Raw genomic sequence first — 22,545 nt, forward strand, 5'->3', positions numbered from 1 at the left:
CTCGTCATTGGGCTGCTGCGCCTAGCTGGCTTCACCAACCTCGCCGCTGCCCGCCGCTACTGCGCTGCTCACCTGGCCTACGCCCTTGCCCTCCTCACCTCCTCACCGCAAACATGAGAAAGCCCTATAGGCGTAGGGCTTTCTCAAAGTCCTGTGGCAAGTCACCAGAGATGCCTATCGGAGCCGGTCTGGGCGCCATCGGATGCTGCATTGCCTCTGTTCGATGCCTGCTCGCTGGCCTGTGGTGGTTCCTGGCCAGCGCCAGATGGCAGCTCGCCCAACGCTGGTTCGACTTTGAGGAAGCCGTAACACAGTCCCACATAGCCTTGACTCGCTCCTCAACCCCAGCCATAATCTCTCTCACTGCCAGCTCTCGTTGTGCTGCGCCCGCCATGAAGCTCTCCTGGCTCTACCCCCTCAGCCTTGGCTTGCCCCTAGGAGGGCTTCAGCTTCCGGGCCAAGATCCCGGCTCGCACCCTCTTGCGGGCAGGTGCGGCTCAACGATGGCCTTTGGGCTAGACTGAACGCCAACCGCTACTTCGTGGTGGACACCAACTATGGCTGGGGGCCGGCGCACTAGGACGTAGCCTGCGACGCCATCGGCGACCGCACCGACATCGGCCACTGGTACAACTGGTTCGCCGGGCTGCGCCGCGACATCTACCTGACGGCCCTCTAGACCACAGACAGCAACGCTGAGAGGAACAGCCGCGTAGCTGAACCGGGAGGCGCGAATGACATTGTCATCTTCAGGTCCTGCTTCCCCAACTCGGGGCTGGAAGGCAGCCCAGACGAGGCGCCCACGGCCGGCCTAGATCCCCTGCGGGGGCAGGACTGCGGATCGGAGTACCACACGGTGGGCAACGCCAAGGGCGTCTACAACGACCTGCTCCGTCACTCAGCCACCAGACAAGACAAGCTGCTCGTGGTCATCACGGCGCCGCCGATCGTCGAGAAAGACACCTCACCCGATCAGGCGGCCAATGCCCGCGCCTCAGCCGCTGGTTGGTGGAGGAGTGGCTGGCAAGCTATCCCCACGACAACGTCTTCAGCTTCGACTTCTGCAATGTGTTCACCTCCAATGGTGGAGACCCGAGCACCAGCGACCTGGGAGCAGTAAAGAGGCAATCACCGTCGGCACCGGAACGGAGTAGTGGAGTAGTTCACGGATCAGGGCAGTGACTGCGCCGGCTATCCCACCGAGGATCGCCAGCCCAACTTAACCGCCAACTGGAAGGCCACCGTGGAGTTCGTGCCCCTGCTCAACCTGGCCGCGGACTGCTGGCGGGGGCAAGGGGGCTGTGACCTCCTTACCGCCAGGGTCCACAGGTGAGGGCCGGCGGCATCGGGTCCGGTAGTGGTGAGAGAGTCCTTGAGGAGGACGCCAATGAGGAGTTGGATTCCAATTGTAGCCCTGGGTCTGACCTTAGCACTCTCGGGTTGCCACGTAAGCGTCGAGATAGGAAGCCCGCCAGAGCCGCCTCGCACAGCCCCAACCGACACCCCAACACCGGCGGCGCCCACCCCAACCGAACCTGCCTCACCCAGACCCGCGCCGCCGACCGGGAAGCTGGCGCCGGCCGGCACCGACACACCCACCGCTATCCCGCCGTCGCCGACAGCCACTGCGGTGCTCACGAGCACACCGACTCCACCAACGGTGCCGCCCCCTACGGCCTCTGCAACTCCCCAGGTTGCCACCACCCCTGTGCCGACGCCAGCTTCTACTCCCTCGCCGATAGTCGCACCCACTGAGATCGGGCGCCTCGTCTTCACCTCGGGGGAGAGGGGCAGCCGTGAAATCTACAGCGTGAACGCGGACGGCAGCGGCCTGACAAACCTTACTCAGGACTCGCCGTGGAACACCCACGGGGATTGGTGCCCCTTCTGGTCGCGCGATGGCAGCCGCATCGCCTTTGTCTCCGACCGGGAAATACAGTACCGCATCTTCATGATGAACGCCGACGGCGGCGGGCTCACCAATCTGACGGTGGAAGTGGAACTGGCAAGCAACTCCTTTGCCTGGTCCCCACAGCCGAGCGCGCCGTGGTCTCCAGATGGTGCGGGCATCGCCTTCAACTCAGACCGTAACGGCCAGTATGACTATGACATCCACTTCATCCGGAGCGACGGCACCGGTCGGGTGAACCTGACCGACAACCCGGCGAACGACTACTTCGAGTCCTGGTCGCCTGATGGCAGCCGCATCGTCTTCCGTTCCGACCGCGATGGCCAGTGGGACCTGTACATCATGAACGCCGACGGCAGCAACCAGGTGCGCCTGACCGATGATCTTGGCGATGACCGCGATGCCGTCTGGTCGCCGGATGGAGAGCGCATTGCTTACGTGTCCTGGCACGACAGCGACAGCGAGATCTACGTCGTGGCGCCGGACGGCACCAGTCAGGCTAACCTGACGAACAACCCGGCGCGCGATGAAGATCCTGCCTGGTCGCCCGATGGCCGCAGCCTTGCCTTTACCTCGAAGCGCGAGGGCCACTCCGACATTTATGTCATGGGCGCTGATGGCAGCGACGTGCGTCGGTTGACTCACTTCCCGTCCACCGAGTGGGGACCCAACTCTTGGGACCCGACCTGGTCGCCGGACGGTACGCGCATCGCTTTCCTGGGCGATGCTGCGGCCGACAGCATCGAGATCTACGTCATGAAAGCCGATGGCAGCGAAGTGGTACGCCTGACTCACAATGGCGTGCCTGATGCCGACCCATCTTGGGCGCCACGATGATGCCAAGACATAGGCTACTGCCGACGCTCCTGAGGCCATTACGTATGGGGTGGTGGAGAAGCTCTCAGCTAGCTTCTTGAGGAGGACAGAATGAGATCTCAGACTCTGGTTGTACTCCTGGCCCTGACGCTGCTGCTGTCGGCTTGTCAAGTGACCATGGAGATCGGAGGCCCGGCAGAGGCGCCTCCCGCTGCTGCGACGGAGACCCCCACAACTGTGATACCTGCTCCGCCCCCAACTGACACTGCCACGGCATTGCCGCCTACTCCGAGCGAACCCGTTTCTCCTACGCCCGTGACAGTGCCTACCAGCACTGACACACCTACCGCTGTCCCTCCGTCGCCAACAGCTACCGAGGTGCCCACGAGCACGCCAGCGCCGCTGCCCGAGACTGCCGCCGTCCAACGCATCGTGTTCCAGTCCACTCGCGACGGCGACCCAGAGATCTACGTTGTGAACGCCGACGGCAGCGGCCTGACAAACCTGACAAACGACCCCGATGCAGACATGGATCCCTCCTGGTCGGCGGATGGGCGGCAGATTGCTTTCACCTCCAACCGCGATGGCAGCCCGCAAATCTACGTCATGAACGCCGACGGGAGCGGCCAGACCAACCTGAGCAACAGCCTCAGCTACGACTGGCGGCCGTTCTGGTCGCCGGATGGCAGACGTATTGCCTTCCAATCGAGCCGCACCGGTGCTCCGGACATCTTCGTCATGAATGCCGACGGCAGCGGCCTGGCGAACCTCACGAATGACCAGGCCGATGATTGGTTCGGCTCCTGGTCGCCGGACAGTGAGCGCATCGCCTTCGGGTCCACCCGTGACGGCAACATGGAAATCTACGTCATGAACGCGGACGGCAGCGGTCTGCAGAGGCTGACCAACGACGAAGCCGAGGACGCCTACCCTATCTGGTCGCCAGACGGCACACGTATTGCCTTCGTGTCCAGCCGTGGCCAGCACCGCGACGTCTATGTGATGAATGCCGACGGGAGCGATCAGATCAACGTGAGCAATGACCCGGGCGCCTACGACGATGCTGATCCTGCCTGGTCGCCAGATGGCGCTCGCATCGCCTTCGAATCGAACCGCAGTGGGAACTATGAGATCTACCTCATGAATCCCGACGGCACCGGTCTGCTGAACCTGACCAACAACCCGGCCTCCGACAACTACGCGGTCTGGTCTCCCGATGGCAGCCGCATCGCCTTCGAATCGAACCGGGACGGGAACTTGGAGATCTACGTGATGAGTGCCGACGGCAGCGGGCAGACCAACCTGACTCGCAGCGCGGGCCTCGACGCCTTTCCCGCTTGGGCGCCGCAGTGATCTCGCTCGGGGTCGTGCGACTTCGCCCTCTGCGAGGTCGCTAGTGAGGCGAGGGGCACGCCGCAGTTTGCCTGCTTCCTGTACTGGCACAGGCTGGATACCGGCACCCTACGCCAGGTGCAGGAGCTGTAACTGAGGCCGGCTCTGGTCGCCGCTGCCAATGAGGAGGAGCGGTCGGCGCAGAAGATGCAGCGCGCCAGTCCCAGGGCGCCTCGGCGGGAGAACTGCGGCCGCTGGAGCGGGGCTGGCAGCCAGCCCGCTCCACGCGCGAGCAGCTGCGGGAGCTGAACCAGAGGCTGGCGAAGGTGTTGCAGCCGCACAGCCTGCCGGTCACCGGCCGCAGCCGCTGGGTGAGCGAGAAGGTCAACGATATCGTGGCCCGAGGGTACAGGCCAGAGAGGGACTACGGGGCGGGGGTGAACGTCGAGCCCCTGAAGCAGGCCGCCGTCATGCCTCGGGACGCCGAGAGGGCCAAGGGCTGGCGGCAGAGAGGTCGCCATGGGCCGGCTGCAGCGGTGGCCGGCAGAGGTGATCGAGGAGGAGCTCCAGCGGCAGGGCCAGGCTCCCTACTGGGAGCCCATGGCGCTGGCTACCAGGCTGTATCTGGGCTGCCAGCGGGCGCTGCAGGAGGCCGAGGGGCTGGCGATGGCGAAGGAGTTCGCGCGGAGCTGCAGCTCCGACGAGCGATGGCGGCGGCTGGACCTGGGGGCGCTCGAGTTGGCGGCCCGGAGCTCAGCCTTGACCCCAGAGGAGAGGCAACGCTTCGCCCGTCCTGCTCCCCGGGCCTACGCCCGCTGCCTTGACGAAGCTAACCGCAAGTTCGCCAGGGCAGTGAAGGCCGCGGGATGGGTGCCAGCTCAGGCGGGCCTCTGGAAGGAGCCCGTCCGCTCGGGCGAGTGGAGGGCCATCTCCCTGGTGGGCGCGCTTCACCTCGACCTGGGGCACCGGCTGGCAGGGCGTGGACTCAGGGTAGGCCTGAGGGCAACCAGGGCAGTGCTACCCACTACGACCGAGCCGGCAGTGGCGGCGCTGCTTCCAAGGGCACAGGAAGGGCTGGAGGTGGCCGTCAATGGAGAGGGTTCTCGCGCGATGTCAGGCCAGATCACAATGGTTTGATTGTGAGTATCCTCGCGAACCTCCTCAGCGACGTGTTGTGATCGCTGCTTGGGGTGGCCCTCGCTGGCGCGGTGTGGCTGCCATCGGTGGTGCCGAAGTAGAGGCGCCTCGGACATAGGCTAACTCACACCCAGAGCCGAGAGTATGCCGCCGAAGCCTCCCCGGCGTGTCCTCTGCAACCCAGGAGTACCCTCCGTTCCCCTTTGGGATGTGATGAGCAGCCGTGCTACTATGTACCGGTCTCAGGGCTCATGTTGCGGAGGAACGATTGTGTTCATGGTCATGCTAGTACTGGACCGCCAGGATCTCCTGACCCGGGTGCTAGACGCCTGGCAGGAGGCGGGGATCAGGGGTGCTACAGTTCTGGAGAGCACGGGCATGCATCGCATCCAGCAGTGTCGCGTCCGCCTACACGCGCGCTTCGATTTTGCCCACATCGCCGATGAGTGCCAGGAGCGTCACAACACCTTGTTCGCCGTGGTGGAAGACATGGCATTGGTGGAGAAGTGCCTCTCCGCCACCGAAGCCGTGGTAGGGGATCTGGCGTCGCCGAATACGGGCATCTTCGCCGCCTGGCCGGTGGCCCGGGTCAAAGGCTTGCCCAAGAACCAGGCCGCTGGCGGCGGCGCGTCCGGCGATGAGGTTGCCCCCTAGTGATCTGGCTTCAGTTCACCGTCAGCACCGCTCTTCTGGTCATCGCCGCCAACAAGCTGGCGGAGTACGCCGACGTCATCTCCATCCGCACCCGCCTGGGTGGTGTCTTCATCGGCACTCTCCTCATGGCCGGGGCTACGTCCCTGCCCGAGTTCCTCACTATCATCAACTCGCTGGGACACGAGGCGCCCAATCTGGCCGCGGGCAACATATTCGGCAGCTGCATGTTCAACATGCTCCTGCTGGCCATTCTGGACATGAGCCACTGGAGGGTGCGGGTCCTCAGGCGGGTGGCCCTCCGCCACGCCCTGACCGCCGGCCTGGCCATCCTGCTCATCGGCCTAGCCACCTTCTTCATCCTTGCCGACCTCGAGCTGCGCCTCGCCTGGGTGGGGCTCGACAGCATCCTCATAATGGTGGTCTACTTCGCCGGTATGCGGCTGCTGCAAAAGGAGAATCCCCCATTGCCTGAGCCGGAGGAGATCCCTCAGGGAGAGGAGATGATGTCGTTACGGAGCGCGCTCGTGGGCTTCAGCGGGTCGGCCCTGGCACTCATCTTCATCACCCCGGTCCTGGTCGGCAGCGCCGTCGAGATCGCCGAGGTGACCGGCCTGGGCACCGGGTTCGTGGGCACCACCCTGGTGGGGATGGCCACTTCCTTCCCCGAGCTGGTGACCATGCTGGCGGCCGCCCGCCTGGGCGCCTTTGACCTGGCAGTGGGCAACCTGTTCGGCAGCAACCTGTTCAACGTCTTCATCCTGGGTGCTACGGACTTGTTCTTCCTCGAGGGACGCTTTCTGGGTGCCATTGACCCTATCTTCGCCGTGGCCGGGCTGCTTGGCCTGTTGCTCACCACCTTGGGCCTGATCAACAACCTAGCGCGGTCGGAGCGGCGCATCCTCTTCGTGGAGACGGACGCCCTCCTGCTGATCGTCATGTACTTCGCGGGGCTCTACTTCCTCTACGTGCGCGGGATCGCCGGGTGACGGCAGTTCAGCGGCGGCAACGCTAGCTCACGGCCGTCAGGGTGCCTCGCAGCACCGTGACCGCCTGCCCGCCCAGGATCACCCGCGGGCCGGCCAGGCGCACCTGCACTACGCCCCCGCGCGAAGAGGCCTGGTAGGCGAGCATGGCCTCGCGGCCAAGTCTGGCGCCCCAGTATGGCCCCAGGGCGCAGTGCGCCGAGCCGGTGACCGGGTCCTCGTCGATGCCGGCGGCCGGGGCGAAGAAGCGGGAGACGAAGTCGTAGGTCCCGTGGGAGCGGGCGGTGACGATGACGCCCCGCGTCCCAGGGACGGACGCCGCCAGCGCTCGCGGGTCTGGGCGTAACTTCGAGAGGTCCTCCTCAGACTCCACTTCTACCAAGTAGTCGAACCGATTTCGGCCGACGTAGACGGCAGCCTCAAGACCCAGGGCGGCAAGCATGCCCGCCGGCGCTTCAGAGGGGCCAGGCGCCTCGCTTGGGAAGTCCATCTCTATCCAGTCTCCCCGGCGGCGGCACAGAAGCAGCCCGCTCAAAGTGAAGAACCGGGCCTCGTCCTCCGGGAGCAGGTGGCCCGTCTCCCAGAGAACGTGGGCCGAGGCCAGGGTGGCGTGGCCGCAGAGCTCCACCTCCACTGCCGGGGTGAACCAGCGCAGGTTGAACCCGTCGGTCTGGGGCAGCAGGAAGGCGGTCTCGGAAAGGTTCATCTCCGCGGCCACCTGCTGCATCCACCCGTCCTCTGCCGGTTTCTGCAGCAGTACCACCGCAGCCGGGTTGCCGGTGAAGGGCCGGTCGGTGAAGGCGTCCACCTGGTAGAGAGTCAGAGACATGGCGCAGCCTCACACTGAGGGTTGTTGCCGGAGCGCGTCCGGCGGCCCCATGGTACACCAGCACCCCGCAGAGCGTCAGGCAACGGGTGATCAGGAGAGGCGAGGAACCCGCCGCGCCCACAGCGCGTCATTCTTAACGAAATGTCTACCCGCTCAAGAGCCCAGACACGCCCCGTGCCCCTGGCAAAGGGACGACGATTATGTAGAATGTACGCTATCGGGTGCCGGTTCTCCGGCCGTCGCCCGCGATGTGTGCCTGTCGCTCCGGCACGGCCCGCCGCTGGATCATTATCTCCTGCTTGTGTTATGTTAGGTGCACCATGAACAGAAGGCAGTTCCTCGGCAAGTTGGCAGCCCTTGGCTTGGCCGCCTCTCTGGCAGGCGCTTGCGCTCCGCAGGCGGCCACGCCTACGGCGCAGGGCGAGCCCACGGTAGCTTTCGAGTGGCCCCTGTACATTCCCGACCCCCGCGAGATCGAGCGGGTCGAGGAGGGCCTCAAGACTCTTCGCATCTACGATCGCACTGGCGAGCATCTGCTGGCTGAACTGGCCAGCCCTCTCGGCCACAGCACCTATGTGTCGCTGGACCGGATACCGGAGTACCTGCGACAAGCCGTCATCGTCATGGAAGACCGAACCTTCTACACCAACAACGGGGTGGACTGGGCGGCCGTCGGTCGGGCATTCCTCTCGAACCTGCAGGGAGAGGGGCTGCAGGGCGGCAGCACCATCACCATGCAGCTGGTGAAGAACGTCCTCATCCCGCCGGAGGAGCGCTATCAGCTCTCTTACTCCCGCAAGATGAAGGAAGCCACCTTGGCCATGGAGGTCACCAGGCTGTACCCTGGCCGGGAAGGCAAGGATCGAATTCTGGAATGGTACCTCAACACCTGCTTCTACGGCCAGCACTCTTACGGCGTGGAGGCAGCGTCCCAGACCTACTTTGGCAAGCACGTGTGGGAGATCAGCCTGGCTGAAGCGGCCATGCTCACCCTCCTACCCCAGAGCCCGGGGCTGGACCCCATCTCCAACTTCGAGGCCGCCAAGGCACGCCAGAAGCTGGTGCTCTCGGCCCTCGCTAACACGGGCTACATCACGCCTGAGGAGGCCGAGGCAGCCTGGCAGGAGGAGATCGTCATCCGGTCCCAACAGGAGCCCGGCATTCGGGCTATCGCTCCTCACTTCGTGCTCTACGTGCGCGACCTGCTCCAACGCGACTACGGGGAAGACATGTACCGCCTCGGGATGCGCGTCTACACTACTCTGGACGTGGAGATACAGAGCCTCGCTCAGAGGGTAGTTGCGGAGAAGATCGCCGAGTACGGTGTGCCCAACAACGCTAGCAACGGCGCCGCCGTGGTCATCCGACCGGAGAGGGGCGAAATCGTGGCCATGGTCGGCAGCGCTGACTACTACAACGAGGAGATAGACGGGCAGGTCAACATGGCCCTGGCTCCCCGGCAGATGGGCTCCTCGTTCAAGCCCTACACCTACCTCGCCGCCTTCGAGGAAGGCTACACTGCCCGTGACACTATCCTGGATACCCCGGTGGCCTATCGGGACGAGCTCGGCCGCATCTATTCCCCCACCAACATAGACAAGGCCTATCATGGGCGCGTCACCCTGCGGCAGGCGCTGGCCTGCTCCTACAACGTCCCCGCGGTAAAGCTCCTGGACGCCATCGGCGTGGACAAGGCACTGAACATGGCCCGTCGCCTGGGTATCACTACCCTGCCCGACGGCTACTACGGCCTCAGTCTCACCCTGGGTACCAAGGAGATCCCCCTCCTGGATCACACGTTCGCCTATAGCGTCTTCGCCAACCACGGCTTCGCCGTGGGCCAGCCCGTACCGGAGCACGTGCGCACTCCCGGGGGCAGGGAGGTAGAGCCAGCCGCCATCCTGAGGATCGAAGACTACCGGGGCAAAGTCATCAGGGAGTATCGGCCCAAGGTGCAGCCGGTGGTCAACCCTGCCTACGCCTACGTGCTCACCCATGTGTTGTCGGACCCAGAGGCGCGCCGGCCGGCTTTTGGCGCCAGCGCCCGGTACTTGGTCCTGGACGATCGGCCGGTGGCCACCAAGACGGGCTCCACCGATCAGAACCGGGAAGCCCTGTGCATGGGCTACACTCCCCAGTATGTGGTGGGCACCTGGATCGGCAACGCCGACCGGCGCCCTATGAACCGGCTGTTGGGCTCCACTGGCGCTGGGCCCATCTACCACGAGATCATGAAGGGGCTGCATGAGGGCCTGCCGGTGGTGGAGTTCCGGCGCCCGTCCAACGTGCTCGAACTCGAGCTCTGCACTCAGTCAGGGCTTCTGGCGGGGAAAGGCTGCCCGCAACGGGTGACCGAGGTTTTCGCCGAGGGAACCCAGCCCACCGAACGCTGCAACCTGCCCGGCCATGCCCGGCCCGGCGGTCCAGGACCGACGGCTGAGCTCCCGGCCGAGTACGAGCCTCCCGAGCAGCGCATCCTGGTCCTGTCGTACCCGCAGGCAGGAGCGGTCCTCTCGGGCGTAGTGCCCATGATCGGCACCGCCACCGGGCGCGACCTCTGGTACCACAAAGTGGAGTACTCGCTGGACGGGGAGAACTGGACCACCACCGAGCTGGACTACATGAAGACCAACCAGGTGGTGGACGGTACGTTGGCTCTGTGGGACACGACCCAGATGCAGAACGGGGCCTACTGGCTGAAGGCCACTTACGTGGACATCACCGGCAACTACGTCGCCACGGAGCCCATTCAGGTGACAGTGGAGAACTAAGGAGGGAAGGAGTAAAGGAGACAGGAGTAAAGGAGTAAAGGAGACAGGAGGGAAGGAGGCTGTCAGGTGATGGTGCGTGAGACGCTGCTCTCGACCGCTGCTACCGCAGCTGAAGAAGAGCGTCCGAGTTGACACGAGCGTCTCCCTCCTGACTCCTTTACTCCTGTCTCCTCCACTCCTTCTCTCCTTCCCTCCTGTCTCCTGCAGGCTACACAGCTGCGTCCTCCCTCTCCGCCGGATCGGAGACTCGCTCCAGAGGCCGCTGCAGAGCGATACGCTCCAAGTGAGTCTCGATGGCCAGCGAGGCTCGGCCCCGGTCCGTGTCACCACCCGCCAGCCGCTGGTGCTGCAGCCAAAGCTCCTAGCAGCGACCGGGAGTGACCAGACCCGCATCACAGATGGCGAAGCGCACCCCCGGATGGACGAATTCCACTTCCCCATCCCCTGGGGGGACGTCATCGGGGCTGGCTCTCCTTGACCCACCGGCGCCACAGGTAGCGAGCAGTCGGCGCCAGGGATTCGTACAACCGGTTGGAGACCGCCGGCTCCGGGGCCGAACTGATGTAGGCCCGCTCGATGCCGGCAGCCCGCAGACGGCGGAAGCACTCGGTGATCACGGCTCTGGCCAGGCCCCGACGACGGAAATCGGGATGCGTCCCTACCGGGTCTACCTCGGCCACACGGTTGCCACGGTCGAGCCAGGCCAGGCAGAAGGCCGCATACCGGCCCTCGGGCGTGACCACGACGAAGTCCCAGTCGGCCGAGTACGAGGGGGCAGAGGCCTTGCCGTCGAACCACTCCCGATCGAGCCCAACATGAGGGAAGGTGGCTGCCTCTACAGCCATACGCTCCTCGTCATTGCCCGCCTCGGCCAGGGTGGAGACGCGGAAGCCGGGGTCGAGGGGTAGGGCCGGGTAGTCCCGGGTGACGTCGTACTGGCGCATGTAGCCGTCGTCGCCCGCTTCGCGGAAGCCGAGCCGGGCCAGGAGGCTCTGACGCTCAATGTCCTCGGTGCAGGCGCACACCTCGACCGCCTCCTTGCCCCGGCCCCACTCCTCCAGTATCCATCCCACCATGTCGCCCTCGACACCGCGGTGCTGAGGGTGAACCTGAAGCTCGATGCCCTTGGTGCCGTACTCGGAGATGCAGAAGCCGATCAGTCTGCTCCCCTGGCCGCGCCACAGATGGACATTGCGGGCGAAGAACCCCGGGTCCTCCCGGGCCTTGGCTGCATTGGCGTACTTCCAGTTCTCTAGCCGGGCGAAGAGCCAGTCGTGAGGTCGGCCGGCGATGGCGTAGCTCTCGCGCAGCAGGCCGTGCAGTTCGTCGAACTCGGCCTGGCTATGGCTGTACTCGTGCTGGGTGACCACACTCCTCGCCTCGCGTGTATGCAGTCAGTCCGCGACAGGAAGTGCCTCACGGTGGCTGACCTTGCGCCCCCCTTACCACCGAGCAGCTCCGACGGTACAATGCTCAACGGGAGGCCATCGGTGAACCGACAATTCCTTCGCTTCCACCCGGTTCCGTTCTTAGCCCTCTACTTCGCCCTCACCTGGGTGCCCATGTGGCTAGCCGTAGCGAGCGCCCGCTGGCACTGGCCCATCCCGCCTCTCCTCTTTCAGGTGCTGGGGGGTCTGGGCGCTCCCGCTGCTGCCCTCATCATGGTGTACCGCTCCGGGGATGTCCACCTGGTGCGGGACTACTGGGACCGTCTGCTGAACCCGCGCCGCATGCGCGCGCCCTGGTGGCCAGTGACGCTCTTCACGGTGCCGGCGCTGATGGTGGCCGCGGTGGCGCTCTCCACCCTGCTGGGTGAGTCGTGGGAGCAGTTGGCCTGGAGCCCTCGCTTCCGGGCCGGCCCGCTCCTCTTCACGGTCATCCTGCTATTCTTCGGCCCCATCCCGGAGGAACTGGGGCTAAGAGGATACGGCACCGACAGCCTCTGTGCTCGAACCGGCGTCCTGCAGGGCAGCCTTATCCTCGGCGCGCTCTGGTCGCTCTGGCACCTCCCCCTAGTGTTCCTGCCCGGCTCCTACCAGAACCAGCTCCTCCGCGACCTGTTGCTGACGGCAGCCTACTTCAGCATCCCGGTCTCCTGGACCATCATCATGCACTGGATCTTCTATCGCACCCACCGCAGCACCCTCTCGGCCATCCTCTTCCACGCCGCCGGCAACTTCGCCGGAGAGGCCTGGCTGCCTGGCGACACCGCCCGCATCATCCAGGCGATGCTCCTGCTCCTCGTGGCGGCGGCGGTGGTGATGGCGGATGGGCGCACCTTCCGATCCCGACCTGCGCCATTCTCTCCTCAGGAACCGCACCCAACCTGGGTCCCCCCGGAGCACGTTTGACAGCCGGAAGGAGGGCGGATACTGTCTTCCCCGAATCCCACCACAATGCCACGAGCTGCCGCCTCTGGCAGCCGGCTGGGGGCAACAGTGACCAGGATCACCGCCTATCTGGCTTTGCTCGGACTAGTCGGCGCCCTTGCCGCAGGAGACGTACTGCCGGCATTTGCCTCCGGGCCTCCCCCGAGCAACGTCTCCCCAGCCGACGAGCCGCTCGGGCCGGGTCAGCAGAGCGTCACTCTAAACGTCACCTACCTCGGCGACTGGCCCGACGAGGCCCGGCAAGCCTTTGCCCACGCAGCGGGGATCTGGGCGGGCCGGCTCAACAGCTCGGTGGCCGTAGCCATCAGCGCCTACTGGACTCCCATGTTCTACTCCGCCGCCTGCGAGTGTCAGGCAGACTGGGTGGTCCTGAACGAGGCGCTCTACCCGGCTGCTCTGGCCAATGCCGTCTCCGGTGACGACCGCAACGGCGCCGCCGGCGAGATGATGGTCACCTGCAACAGCAACCGCAACAACTGGTATTACGGCACGGACGGGAATCCTGCTTCCTACGAAGTTGACCTAGTCACCGTGGCGACCCACGAACTGGGCCATGGTCTGGGGCTGTCATCGCTGATGTCGGTAGACTGGCAGGGTCTGGGCACCTGGGACGCCGGTGGCGGTTATCCCAGTATCTACGACCGCTTCCTCGCCGACTCCTCAGGCCAGAGGCTCCTCACCACCTATCCCAGCCCCTCGACGGAGTTGGCCGCTCAGCTGACCAGCGGCGCCGTCTACTTCGGCGGGCCCCACGCCACCGCAGCCAACGGCGGTGCCATGCCCAAGCTATACGCGCCCGCTGAGTGGCGTCAGGGATCAAGCATCGCCCATCTCGACGCGGCCACGTACCAGGGAACCAGCAACGCCCTGATGACACCCACTCTCGAGGCGGGCGAGGCGCGCCACGAGCCCGGTGCCGTGGCGCTTGGCATGCTCCAGGATCTGGGCTGGGCTGTCAAAGCCCCTCCCCCGCCTCTCCCGCCGGGAATGGATGAGACCCAGTTCCTGCCCCTGGTCCTATCGTTCCGGGCCGGCTGATCGGGGCGCGACCGAAGGCTGCGGGAACAGCCATGCGCCCGCCCCTGCCTACCCAGTACGCAGGACAGGCCCTTCCCTGCCAAGGAGGGCTGCCCCAACCCCCTTTCCAGGGAGGAGAGAGGCTGGGGGTGAGGTTCACCGCGCCCACAAGGCCCTCCGAAGCAAGCTCGAGCGTCACCGCTCCGCTGCGGCTGGCGGTCCTGCCCTTACAGGTCCACCCACTCGGCGTCCAGGTCCAGCGGGTACATCGGGCGCCGCACCCGTTCGTAGTCCAACCTGGTCACGTTGCAGTTGGTGGGACCCGGGCTGAGCATCAGGATGCTGCGGGGCGATATCGCCTGGAACAGTGGCTCCAGGTACCCCCGCTTCAGGACTACCATCTTGTAGGCCAGGGGCTCCACTCCCACTGCCCGCATTTGCTCCGGGTCGGTGATGCTCACCCGCCTCTCGGAGAGGATCACGTCTATCCCCCCGACCGAGAGCACCACTAGCCGCCCCATCTCCTCCTCGTTCTCCTCCCGGCGGATGCCTTCGCGATACCACCGGCCGTCCGAGATTAGGTGAACCCGGCCGGACACCCGCACCGGCCAGCCGTGGATGGTGTCTATCTTGCCCCCGATGGGAAGCACCACTGTCTCCCCCACACCGGCGGCCACGCATGTCTCCACCGCCTCCGGGTCCCAGATAGCAGCAATGGCGGCGTCCTCCACCCCCTTCTCCAGCATCCGCTCCAGGACGAAGGGGATGTCCGTAGTGCCCCCGGCCCCGGGGTTGTCTCCCGAGTCGGAGAGAAACACGGTGGACTCCTCCGCCGCCAGGGCCACCTCGATGGCCTCATCTACTTCGTAGGTCTCTACCGTGGTGCCGAACTCGGCCCTGCGCTCCCAGAAAGCCTGAGCCAGGCGGTCGGCCTCGGCCCGGGCCAGGTTGGCGTCGCCGTCGGTGACCACCACGGCACACACGCCCTGATCAGGCACGTCGGCCCAGCAGTGCACCTTGGTGAAGGAGGACGAGAGGACCCCGGGGATGGCATCGGTCTCCTCCAGCATCCGCATGAGGGAGGCCATGGGCTCGACGGACGTCTGAGCCATCTCGCCGGGCATGAGGATGGGTACCTTGGCGAAGCCCATGGTCAGCTTGACCCCTCGCAGGGCCTGGAGAAGCAGTTCGGCAGCGCGGACGCCCGTCTCGTAGGTGTCCACGTGGGGAGCGGTGCGGTAGGTGACCAGGGCATCGGCGTCGGCCACCATCTCGGCGGTGATGTTGCCGTGCAAGTCCAGGGCGACGGTGATGGGCGCCCTCGGGCCCAATCTAGCGCGCAGGGCAGAGAGGAGAGCGGTGTCCCCGTAGTCCTCGCCCCCGGCGCGCATGGCGCCGTGGAGGAAGATGCAGGCACCGTTCACGTTCTCCGCTCCGCGCAGGAGGCCGTCGCGCAGTTTCTCGAAGGCGTCCCGCTTCACCACGCCGCCGGGAAGGACGTGGGCCGAGATGGTGGGCACGGGCTCCAGCCCGTTGGCCTTGAGGGTATCGACGATGCCGGCCAAGGATCCCCGGGGCCGGCGGAGGATGTCCTCGCCGTAGGTGACACGGAAGTCCTCCCACGTGGTGGGGAGGGGGGTGAACGTGTTGGATTCGTGGCCGATGGAAGCTACCAGGATACGCATCTGGCTCTCCTTGCCGGTTGCTGGGAGCGAACTCCTGCGCTCGTGCCCATTAAAGGGCAGGCCCGGCAGAGCATCAAGGCCGCTGACGCGAGGCAGGGGAGCGGTCACTCGCGGCGGCGTGCCGTGGCTCACGGAGGCCAGAACGGGGCTGCCGGCTACTGCTCCAGATTGGCCACCAACTCCACGGACGTAGCGAGGATGAGCCGTCCCCTCCGCCAAGCCTCGAACAGCCGGCGTGGGCTTGACCGGCGGCTGATCACGGCAGAAACGATAATGTTGCTGTCGAGGGCCGCGCTCATCATGCGTTACTGAGGTCCGACAGCCTTCTCCCTCCTGAGAGCGGCGATCTCCTGCGCCACTAGGTCCTCGGCTTCATCGGGGTCTACATCCACACGAGGGACCCGATCGAGTGCGCAGAAGCGCTTGTCTCTCTCGTTCAGGAGCCGCTTGTAGTCCTCGGGGCTGATAACCGCAGCGAAGTCCCGCCCGCGTTTCTGGACTATCACCGGCTCCTTGGAGTAGTACACCGTGCCCAGAACCTCGGAGAAGTTGTCCCTTGCTTCCTTGGCCGACATCCGCTTCACCAACTCGCCCCTCTTTCTAGAGCAGACAGCCGGTAACCAGGTTGTGGCACGCGAGGGCCTGATGGCATAGGGTATAGGACGTACCTGCTATACACTCTGGCTGGCGTTTCAGCCGGTCATGACCTGCTTCGTTCTCGATGCCCTCGTCGCGGTCGGCCTCTCCGGCAGGGCCACTGCAGCCCCGGAGCTGGTTCACGGGGCACTGCCCGCTCCCTGGCAAACCGGGGTTGATGCCCGCACCGGTCTTGGCTAGACTGAAGCTGAGCGGGGGTGGACAGTCTCTGGCCGCTATCCGGCTGCGCTATGGTCAGCTGTTTCACATCTCTCTGTGGCCTCTGCGTTCTCTGTGCCGAGAGTCTCCCCCCTCAAGGAGGCGATGGCCATGGACGAAGGCGCTATCCGTGAAGGTCAGCGGCAGCGCGAGGGCGCCCGCCAAGACCCTCGCCTAGACTGGTGGCGGGACGCCAGGTTCGGCATGTTCATCCACTGGGGCCTCTACGCCATTCCCGCGGGCGTCTGGAAGGGCGAAGAGGTCGACGGTATCGGCGAATGGATCATGCAGCGCCGGCGCATCCCGGTGGCCGAGTACGAGCAGCTCGCCAGTCAGTTCAATCCCACCCAGTTCGACGCCGCCCGGTGGGTTTCCCTGGCTCGCGAGGCAGGCCAGAAGTACCTCATCATCACCGCCAAGCACCACGACGGCTTCTGTATGTTCGACTCCAAGGTCACAACCTACGACATCGTGGACGCCACCCCCTTCGGGCGCGATCCCATGACGGAACTGGCGGACGAGTGCCAGCGCCAGGGCATACGCTTCGGCTTCTACTACTCCCAGACTCAGGACTGGCATCACCCCGATGGCGATGGCAACGACTGGGACTACGACGAGGCCAGCAAGGACTTCGACGGCTACATCGAGAACTACGTCAAGCCCCAGGTGCGCGAGCTGCTCACCCACTATGGCCCCATCGCCGTCATCTGGTTCGATACCCCCAGGCGCATCACCGAGCGCCAGAGCCGCGAACTGCTGGACCTGGTGCACCGACTCCAGCCCGACTGCCTGGTCAACGGCCGCCTGGGCAACGCCCTGGGCGATTACGCCGAGGCCCGCGACAACGCCATACCCGAGGCCCTGGTGGAGGCCGACTGGGAGACGCCCGCCACCATCAACGACACCTGGGGCTACAAGGTCAACGATCACAACTGGAAGCCGGCGGAGGAGCTCATCCGCAAGCTGGTGGACATCGCCAGCAAAGGAGGAAACTACCTGCTCAATGTGGGTCCCACCGCCGAGGGGATCATCCCCGCGCCCAGCGTCGAGCGACTGCAGGCGGTAGGCGACTGGCTCAAGGCCAATGGCGAGTCCATCTACGGCACCCGCCCCGGGCCCATTCAGGGGCTCCACTGGTGCCGGTCCACCGTCCGGCCCGGCAAGCTGTACCTGCACGTCTTCGACTGGCCCGAGCTGGGCGACATCCGGGTGCCCCGGATGATGGGCAACGTCATCGGTGCCTACCTATTGGCCGACCGGGAACGCCGCTCTCTCCCGGCCCAGGTCATCGGCGACCGTGTATTCGTAAGGGGGCCCGAGAAGGCGCCTGACTCTGCCGACACGGTGGTGGTACTGGAGATTGAGTGAGCAGGGGGGCATCCGCTGGCCAGCGGTAGGACTGCCGGAAGACGAGCCCGGTACGACAAGGAGAAGCTCCTCCGGGCGCTGGACCTGCTGAAACAAGATCCCTGCGGTGGCGCCGGACGTCAGGCCCTGAGCCAGTTCGCCACCGAGCCCGGCGAAGGCGAGCGGGCCACCCTGGCTCAGGTGTACCACTACTACGCCTCCGACCCGTACCGGCGCGACTCCGGGGCCTACGTCCGCTCCGCCATCCTCCAGGCGTGGCGCCCTCTGGCCCGCGCCGACGACGTCCCTCTGCTGGAGCGCGCCCTGCTGACCTATGAATTCCCCCCGCCGGGGCGGACGGAGGGGGCCGCATCCCTACGGGCCGCCGCCCTGGTGACCCTGAGCGACCTGGAGCCGGGCCTGGCCGCCTACCACGCCGTCCGGCTGCTGGCCGACAAACATAACTCGGCCATGTCCGGCGAACCGGGAGTCACAGCGGCGCGGGTCCTGGCCTCCCAGGGAGAGATGCTCCCCCTTTACGCCTGCGCCGTGGCCCCTACAGGGGTGCGTGTCGAGGTGGTGAGCGAGTGCCTCCGGAGCCTGGTGCGAATGCCAGGGTCCCTCCTGCCGGCCCTGGTGGAGCAGTACCAGCGTACCAGCGACGAAATCGTCCTGGTGGGGCTGTTCGATCTGATCCTGGGACACGAGGACGGCGCGAAACAGACCCCGTTCCTGCTGAGCTTCCTGCAGGAGACTCACCTGCACGACGCCTACCGCTACCTGGTCACCGTGATAGTGGCCGGCAGACACGCACACCTGCTCTCGGACCTGATTGCCCTGGCCAGGCACGAGAGCGACCGCCTCAAGCGCCGAGCCCTGGCGGAAGCCCTCTCCCTCCTGGCCGGCGACCCGGAGGTGGATGCCGTGCTGGCCGACCTGCAGAAGGATGGGCACGACGGCCGGTAGGAGAACCCGAACCGGGCCAGCACTCGTCTCCCGCTTCCGATGTCCCTTAGCCCTCTCTCTCGCGCCCCGTCTCGCTCAGGTAGAGGGCAAGAGCTCCTCTCAGGCCCACGTCCTCGCCCAGGGCCGCCTGGACGATGTCACAGTGCTCCCAGTAGGCGCGGGGAGCGCGGGCGTGCACGGTCTCGATGACCGGCTCGAACAGCAGTGGGCCCGCTTTGGTGACCCCGCCGCCCAGCACCACGATGGTGGGATCGAAGGTGTAGAGGAAGTTGACGATGGCTACACCCAGGAAGTAGCCCGCTCGCCTGTACGTTTCCTGGGCCACAACGTCTCCTTGGCGGGCGGCCTCCGCCACCATTCGGGCGTCAACGCGGCTCAGGTCGCCCCCGGCCATCTGGCTGAGGACAGAGGCCCGACCGGCCTGGATCGCCTCCCGAGCCTGACGGGCGATGGCGGGGCCGCTGGCCAAGGTCTCCACGCAGCCCCGGTTGCCGCAGTTGCACAGGGGGCCATCGGCCCAGACGGAGTTGTGGCCCAGTTCGGCGGCGTATCCGTGAGAGCCGATCAGGAGCTTGTCCTCGCTGATGACCCCACCGCCGATCCCCGTGCTTACGGTCAGATACACCAGGTCGTGGTGGCCCCGCCCGGCCCCGAACCACTGCTCTCCTAGGGCGGCCAGGTTGGCGTCGTTGCCCAGAAGCACGGGCACCGAGAACTCCTGGCGGAGAATGTCCGCCAAGGGCACGTCGTGCCAGTCGGGAACGTTGGGGGCGTAGATCACCACTCCGCGCCTGGGGTCGAGTGGACCCGGGGCGACGATGGCGATGGCGGCGACCTTGTGGGCGCCCTCGTCCAGGGCTGCGCGGATGGCCTCCTTGAGCGCCTCCAGCGTGGCCTCACCGCCAGCGCTGGGAGTGGGCCGGGTCAGCCGGGTAAGGAAGCTACCGGCGGCATCGCTGATGGCCACCCGTATCTGCGTGCCGCCCAAGTCCACCAAAGCAATCTTCGTCTCCGCGTGCAATGCTCACGTCCTTGAGCGTGATACGTGATACGTGATGCGTGATACGTGACACGTGAGCCACCTGGTGGGATTCTCGTATAACTTATCACCCTTCACGTGTCACGTATCACTCGTCACGCATCACGTATCACGCCGCCCCCAGACTGCTCAAGCGGTTGCGCACCTCTGTGGCAAAGCGGTCAATGAAGCCCTGCACGTAGGCCGCCACGTTCAGAGAGGGGTCCACAATCAGAGGGGTGAGGTCCATGCCGAAGTTGAGCCCGGTGCTGACGTCCACCCCATGGGAGGCGAAGTACGTGGCGTTGGCCTTGCGCCGCCCCATGGTGGCCAGGTCGTAGCGCTTGCCGCCGGCGATCTGGGAGTCATACACCCCTAGCAGGGCCGCCTGCAGGTTCTCGTGCTCGGAGACATCGAAGGGGACTTTGTCCTCGTCTATCATCCAGTCCAGGTCTCGCCAGACCTCACACCCCACCAGCCGCTTGGGGCGCCGGTCTTCGGGCAGACGGCGGATGGCCTCGATCACCCGCAGGGCCACGCCCACGTGAGTGTCGTGCTTGTCGGTGAGGGCATGGGTGTAGACCTCCTCCGGCCGAGCCAGCTCTAGGACCTGGACTATGTCCTCCACCGGGTTAGGGTTGGCAGCGTTCTTCACCGCGCTGCTGGGGTAGTCCAGCAGGACCACGGCGGCGTACTCCCCGATCATAGCCGCCTTCTTCTGCTCCTTGATGCGCACCTTCTGCATCTGGTCGTCTGTGTAGTCCTGGTACAGGCCGGCGCGAGGAGAGCCCCGCCCGTCGGCCACCACCACACCGGTGAACCAGCGGTCGGGCTGCTGGTAGCTGCTGAGGATGGGCTGAGCCGCCATGATCTCCAAGTCATCCTGGTGGGCCGAGACAGCCAGATAAGTGGTGCGAGCCAGCGCCTCCTCAGCCGGCAGCCCATCCGGAACGAACACCTCGGACGTATCCATGTGGAACTTCATCTCTTCACCCTCGCATCTTGCTTGAGAGAACCTCACCCCCAGTCCCCTCTCCAACAAGGAGAAGGGGAGACGCAACCCCCCTTCCCCAGACCGAGAGGGGTGCCTGGGCGCCCCCTTCCCCCGCAGGGAAGTCCGCCATTTGGCTCCGCCAGATGGCGCGGGTCGGAGGATTAGGTCCGCCTATCCGATCTCCGGCAGGCTGGCGGCAGCGATAGACTGGCCCACCCGCCGGCTCTTCTCGTCCGGCAATTGCACGTTGATCCTCGCTGCCAGATCGGGGAATTCGCTGCGCAGGACTTCGTTGGCTCCAGCTAGAATCAGCTCCCCGCCGCGGCCAGAAGTGCAGCGACCCAGGATGAGCACGTGCTTGACGTCGTAGAAATCAGCGTAGTGAGGGATGGCGTACCCCAGGTAGTAGCCCATGCTCTGCCAGATCTTGACCGCTCCCTCGTGCCCGGCCTCCAGCTTCTCCTGCACGAACTGGAGCTTCTCGGCGTCGGTGATGCCCCCGGGCACCTCGATGCCGGCCTTGGGCGCCAGGCGGAAGACGCACTGCTGGGAGAAGTAGAGCGCGCCTACGCCCTTGTCCCCCGACCACTCGTCCACCGGGGCGTTAGGCTGGTAGTCCACCGGAGCGAAGGCCAGCTCGCTCAGCCAGGGGTTGATGGAACCCTGGAGGTTGACGTACCCGGCGGCTTCACTGGAGCCCATGGCAATGCCCAGGATGCCGGTATCCTCCAGAGACATGGCTCCAGCCAGGGCGGTGACATCGCCGTCGTTGATCACCTCCAGGGGCACACCCATCTCGTCGCGGATGCGCAGGAATAGGTTCCGGACCTTATGGTACTGGTCCTTGGGCACGCCCCGGAACAGAGAGGCGATCATGGGCCGATTGTTGATGTAGATGCCGGCCGCGCTGCCGCCGATGGCGTCCACCCGGGGCATCTTGGAGGCGGCCGTCTTCAGGGCGCTCATAATCTCGCGGTAGTGATACTCGGGATCGGACTGCTGGCGCGGTTGCCAGACCACCTCCTCGCTGAAGATGGCCTCGCCGTTGACCACAGCCGACACCTTGCGATCGGAGGCCCCCAGGTCGAAGCCGATACGGTATCCGTCCAGATGGCGCCCTAGGGAGCGGGCGGCCTCGCGGGCGCGAGGCACGTCGTCCGGCTCGCAGGGGACGACAGTGAAAGTGCGCTCGTAGACGTCCTCACCCATGAAGTGGTAGTCGAATTTCCTCTCGCCTTCGGGGGAGTAGACCCTCTTGATGTACTCCCCAATCGAACGCGGCCCACCCACGTAGACCTTCCAGCCGCCGCGCTGCCAGAGCAAGAACTTGACCAGTCGCTCGGCATACATCAGGTTGGCCTCGGCGCGGGGATGCCCCTCTGCGAACACTTGCGTCTCGAAGCGGGAGGTCTCGCCCTCTAGGCGCTCGAGGCCCAAGACCAGGGGGACACCCTGACCAGAGTCGGCCACTTCCTTCTGATACGCCCGGTTGGCCAGAACCGCGGGCCGGAAATCCGGATCGAGAGGGGGAACGAACTTCGGAGGTACAAGCCTAAAGGCGTCCATCATCGAGGCTCCTTTGGTGAGATACGCAAGCCAGCATTCCGCCGACACGGGGCAAACCGAGAGTGCACCCGCACGTCGGTGTAAGTAGAAGCCATGCAGCCGTACCCTAGTTTATACCGGGAGCATGGGGCTGCAAGTCGGTCCGGGGGGAGGGCGATTGCATCTTATTGGTTTATGAGGCTAAGTAAGTAGTCCTCATTCCAGCCAGCGGCCTTGCGCTTGGCCTTGATACCGGCCTTGATGGTGGTGTCTTGCTTGAGCAGGCTCAGGGCCAGG

18 protein-coding genes are annotated in these 22,545 nt (G+C 65.5%); 11 read left to right on the forward strand and 7 right to left on the reverse strand.

Annotated features, from left to right (window positions below):
* Positions 1-1,440: 1,440 nt before the first annotated feature.
* The 6 genes from HPY83_17550 (at position 1,441) to HPY83_17575 (ending at position 6,834) form a co-directional block, all read left to right on the forward strand.
* Complete coding sequence (locus HPY83_17550; protein ID NPV09751.1) at positions 1,441-1,755, forward strand: hypothetical protein; 315 nt, start codon at positions 1,441-1,443, stop codon at positions 1,753-1,755.
* Between the two features lie 55 nt (positions 1,756-1,810).
* Positions 1,811-2,746, forward strand: coding sequence for a hypothetical protein (locus HPY83_17555; GenBank protein NPV09752.1), 936 nt, complete (start codon positions 1,811-1,813; stop codon positions 2,744-2,746).
* Between the two features lie 90 nt (positions 2,747-2,836).
* Positions 2,837-4,078: a hypothetical protein gene (locus HPY83_17560; protein NPV09753.1), complete on the forward strand. Its 1,242-nt coding sequence runs from the start codon at positions 2,837-2,839 to the stop codon at positions 4,076-4,078.
* 498 nt (positions 4,079-4,576) lie between these two features.
* Complete coding sequence (locus HPY83_17565; GenBank protein NPV09754.1) at positions 4,577-5,194, forward strand: hypothetical protein; 618 nt, start codon at positions 4,577-4,579, stop codon at positions 5,192-5,194.
* Positions 5,195-5,464: 270 nt separating this feature from the next.
* Positions 5,465-5,848: a hypothetical protein gene (locus HPY83_17570; GenBank protein NPV09755.1), complete on the forward strand. Its 384-nt coding sequence runs from the start codon at positions 5,465-5,467 to the stop codon at positions 5,846-5,848.
* On the forward strand, positions 5,848-6,834 hold the full coding sequence (locus HPY83_17575; protein NPV09756.1) for a sodium:calcium antiporter: 987 nt from the start codon (positions 5,848-5,850) through the stop codon (positions 6,832-6,834). The genes HPY83_17570 and HPY83_17575 overlap by 1 nt, the downstream gene beginning before the upstream one ends.
* Positions 6,835-6,856: 22 nt before the next feature.
* Here HPY83_17575 and HPY83_17580 read toward each other — a convergent pair whose 3' ends face one another.
* Entirely contained in the window at positions 6,857-7,660 is an 804-nt protein-coding gene (locus tag HPY83_17580; GenBank protein ID NPV09757.1) for a PhzF family phenazine biosynthesis protein, read from the reverse strand.
* A gap of 320 nt (positions 7,661-7,980) precedes the next feature.
* Here HPY83_17580 and HPY83_17585 point away from each other — a divergent pair, with 320 nt between their 5' ends.
* Positions 7,981-10,431 carry a penicillin-binding protein gene (locus tag HPY83_17585; GenBank protein NPV09758.1) on the forward strand — a complete coding sequence of 817 codons (2,451 nt, stop codon included), beginning with the start codon at positions 7,981-7,983 and terminating at the stop codon, positions 10,429-10,431.
* A gap of 455 nt (positions 10,432-10,886) precedes the next feature.
* On the opposite strand, the gene HPY83_17590 is transcribed toward HPY83_17585, so the two are convergent.
* A complete protein-coding gene (locus HPY83_17590) occupies positions 10,887-11,801 on the reverse strand; it encodes a GNAT family N-acetyltransferase (GenBank protein ID NPV09759.1) in 915 nt (304 codons plus the stop codon).
* Positions 11,802-11,921: 120 nt separating this feature from the next.
* Here HPY83_17590 and HPY83_17595 point away from each other — a divergent pair, with 120 nt between their 5' ends.
* Together HPY83_17595 and HPY83_17600 are read left to right on the forward strand one after the other, a co-directional pair.
* Entirely contained in the window at positions 11,922-12,782 is an 861-nt protein-coding gene (locus HPY83_17595) for a CPBP family intramembrane metalloprotease (GenBank protein NPV09760.1), read from the forward strand.
* An 87-nt stretch (positions 12,783-12,869) separates the two neighbouring features.
* A complete protein-coding gene (locus tag HPY83_17600; protein NPV09761.1) occupies positions 12,870-13,859 on the forward strand; it encodes a hypothetical protein in 990 nt (329 codons plus the stop codon).
* 206 nt (positions 13,860-14,065) lie between these two features.
* Here HPY83_17600 and HPY83_17605 read toward each other — a convergent pair whose 3' ends face one another.
* Positions 14,066-15,523: a M81 family metallopeptidase gene (locus tag HPY83_17605; protein ID NPV09762.1), complete on the reverse strand. Its 1,458-nt coding sequence runs from the start codon at positions 15,521-15,523 to the stop codon at positions 14,066-14,068.
* Positions 15,524-15,828: 305 nt separating this feature from the next.
* On the reverse strand, positions 15,829-16,110 hold the full coding sequence (locus tag HPY83_17610) for a type II toxin-antitoxin system Phd/YefM family antitoxin (protein ID NPV09763.1): 282 nt from the start codon (positions 16,108-16,110) through the stop codon (positions 15,829-15,831).
* Between the two features lie 373 nt (positions 16,111-16,483).
* Between HPY83_17610 and HPY83_17615 the strand changes: the two genes are divergently transcribed.
* A complete protein-coding gene (locus HPY83_17615; GenBank protein NPV09764.1) occupies positions 16,484-17,746 on the forward strand; it encodes an alpha-L-fucosidase in 1,263 nt (420 codons plus the stop codon).
* Positions 17,747-17,926: 180 nt separating this feature from the next.
* Positions 17,927-18,691, forward strand: a complete 765-nt coding sequence (locus HPY83_17620; protein ID NPV09765.1) for a hypothetical protein — start codon at positions 17,927-17,929, stop codon at positions 18,689-18,691.
* A 46-nt stretch (positions 18,692-18,737) separates the two neighbouring features.
* Here the strand turns inward: HPY83_17620 and HPY83_17625 are convergent, their stop codons facing one another.
* The 3 genes from HPY83_17625 to HPY83_17635 form a co-directional block, all read right to left on the reverse strand.
* On the reverse strand, positions 18,738-19,712 hold the full coding sequence (locus HPY83_17625) for an ROK family protein (GenBank protein ID NPV09766.1): 975 nt from the start codon (positions 19,710-19,712) through the stop codon (positions 18,738-18,740).
* A 127-nt stretch (positions 19,713-19,839) separates the two neighbouring features.
* Entirely contained in the window at positions 19,840-20,694 is an 855-nt protein-coding gene (locus HPY83_17630) for a PIG-L family deacetylase (GenBank protein ID NPV09767.1), read from the reverse strand.
* 180 nt (positions 20,695-20,874) lie between these two features.
* Positions 20,875-22,272, reverse strand: a complete 1,398-nt coding sequence (locus HPY83_17635) for an ROK family protein (GenBank protein NPV09768.1) — start codon at positions 22,270-22,272, stop codon at positions 20,875-20,877.
* Positions 22,273-22,545: the final 273 nt, after the last annotated feature.

Source organism: Anaerolineae bacterium (assembly GCA_013178015.1).
Lineage (GTDB): Bacteria > Chloroflexota > Anaerolineae > DRVO01 > DRVO01 > Ch71.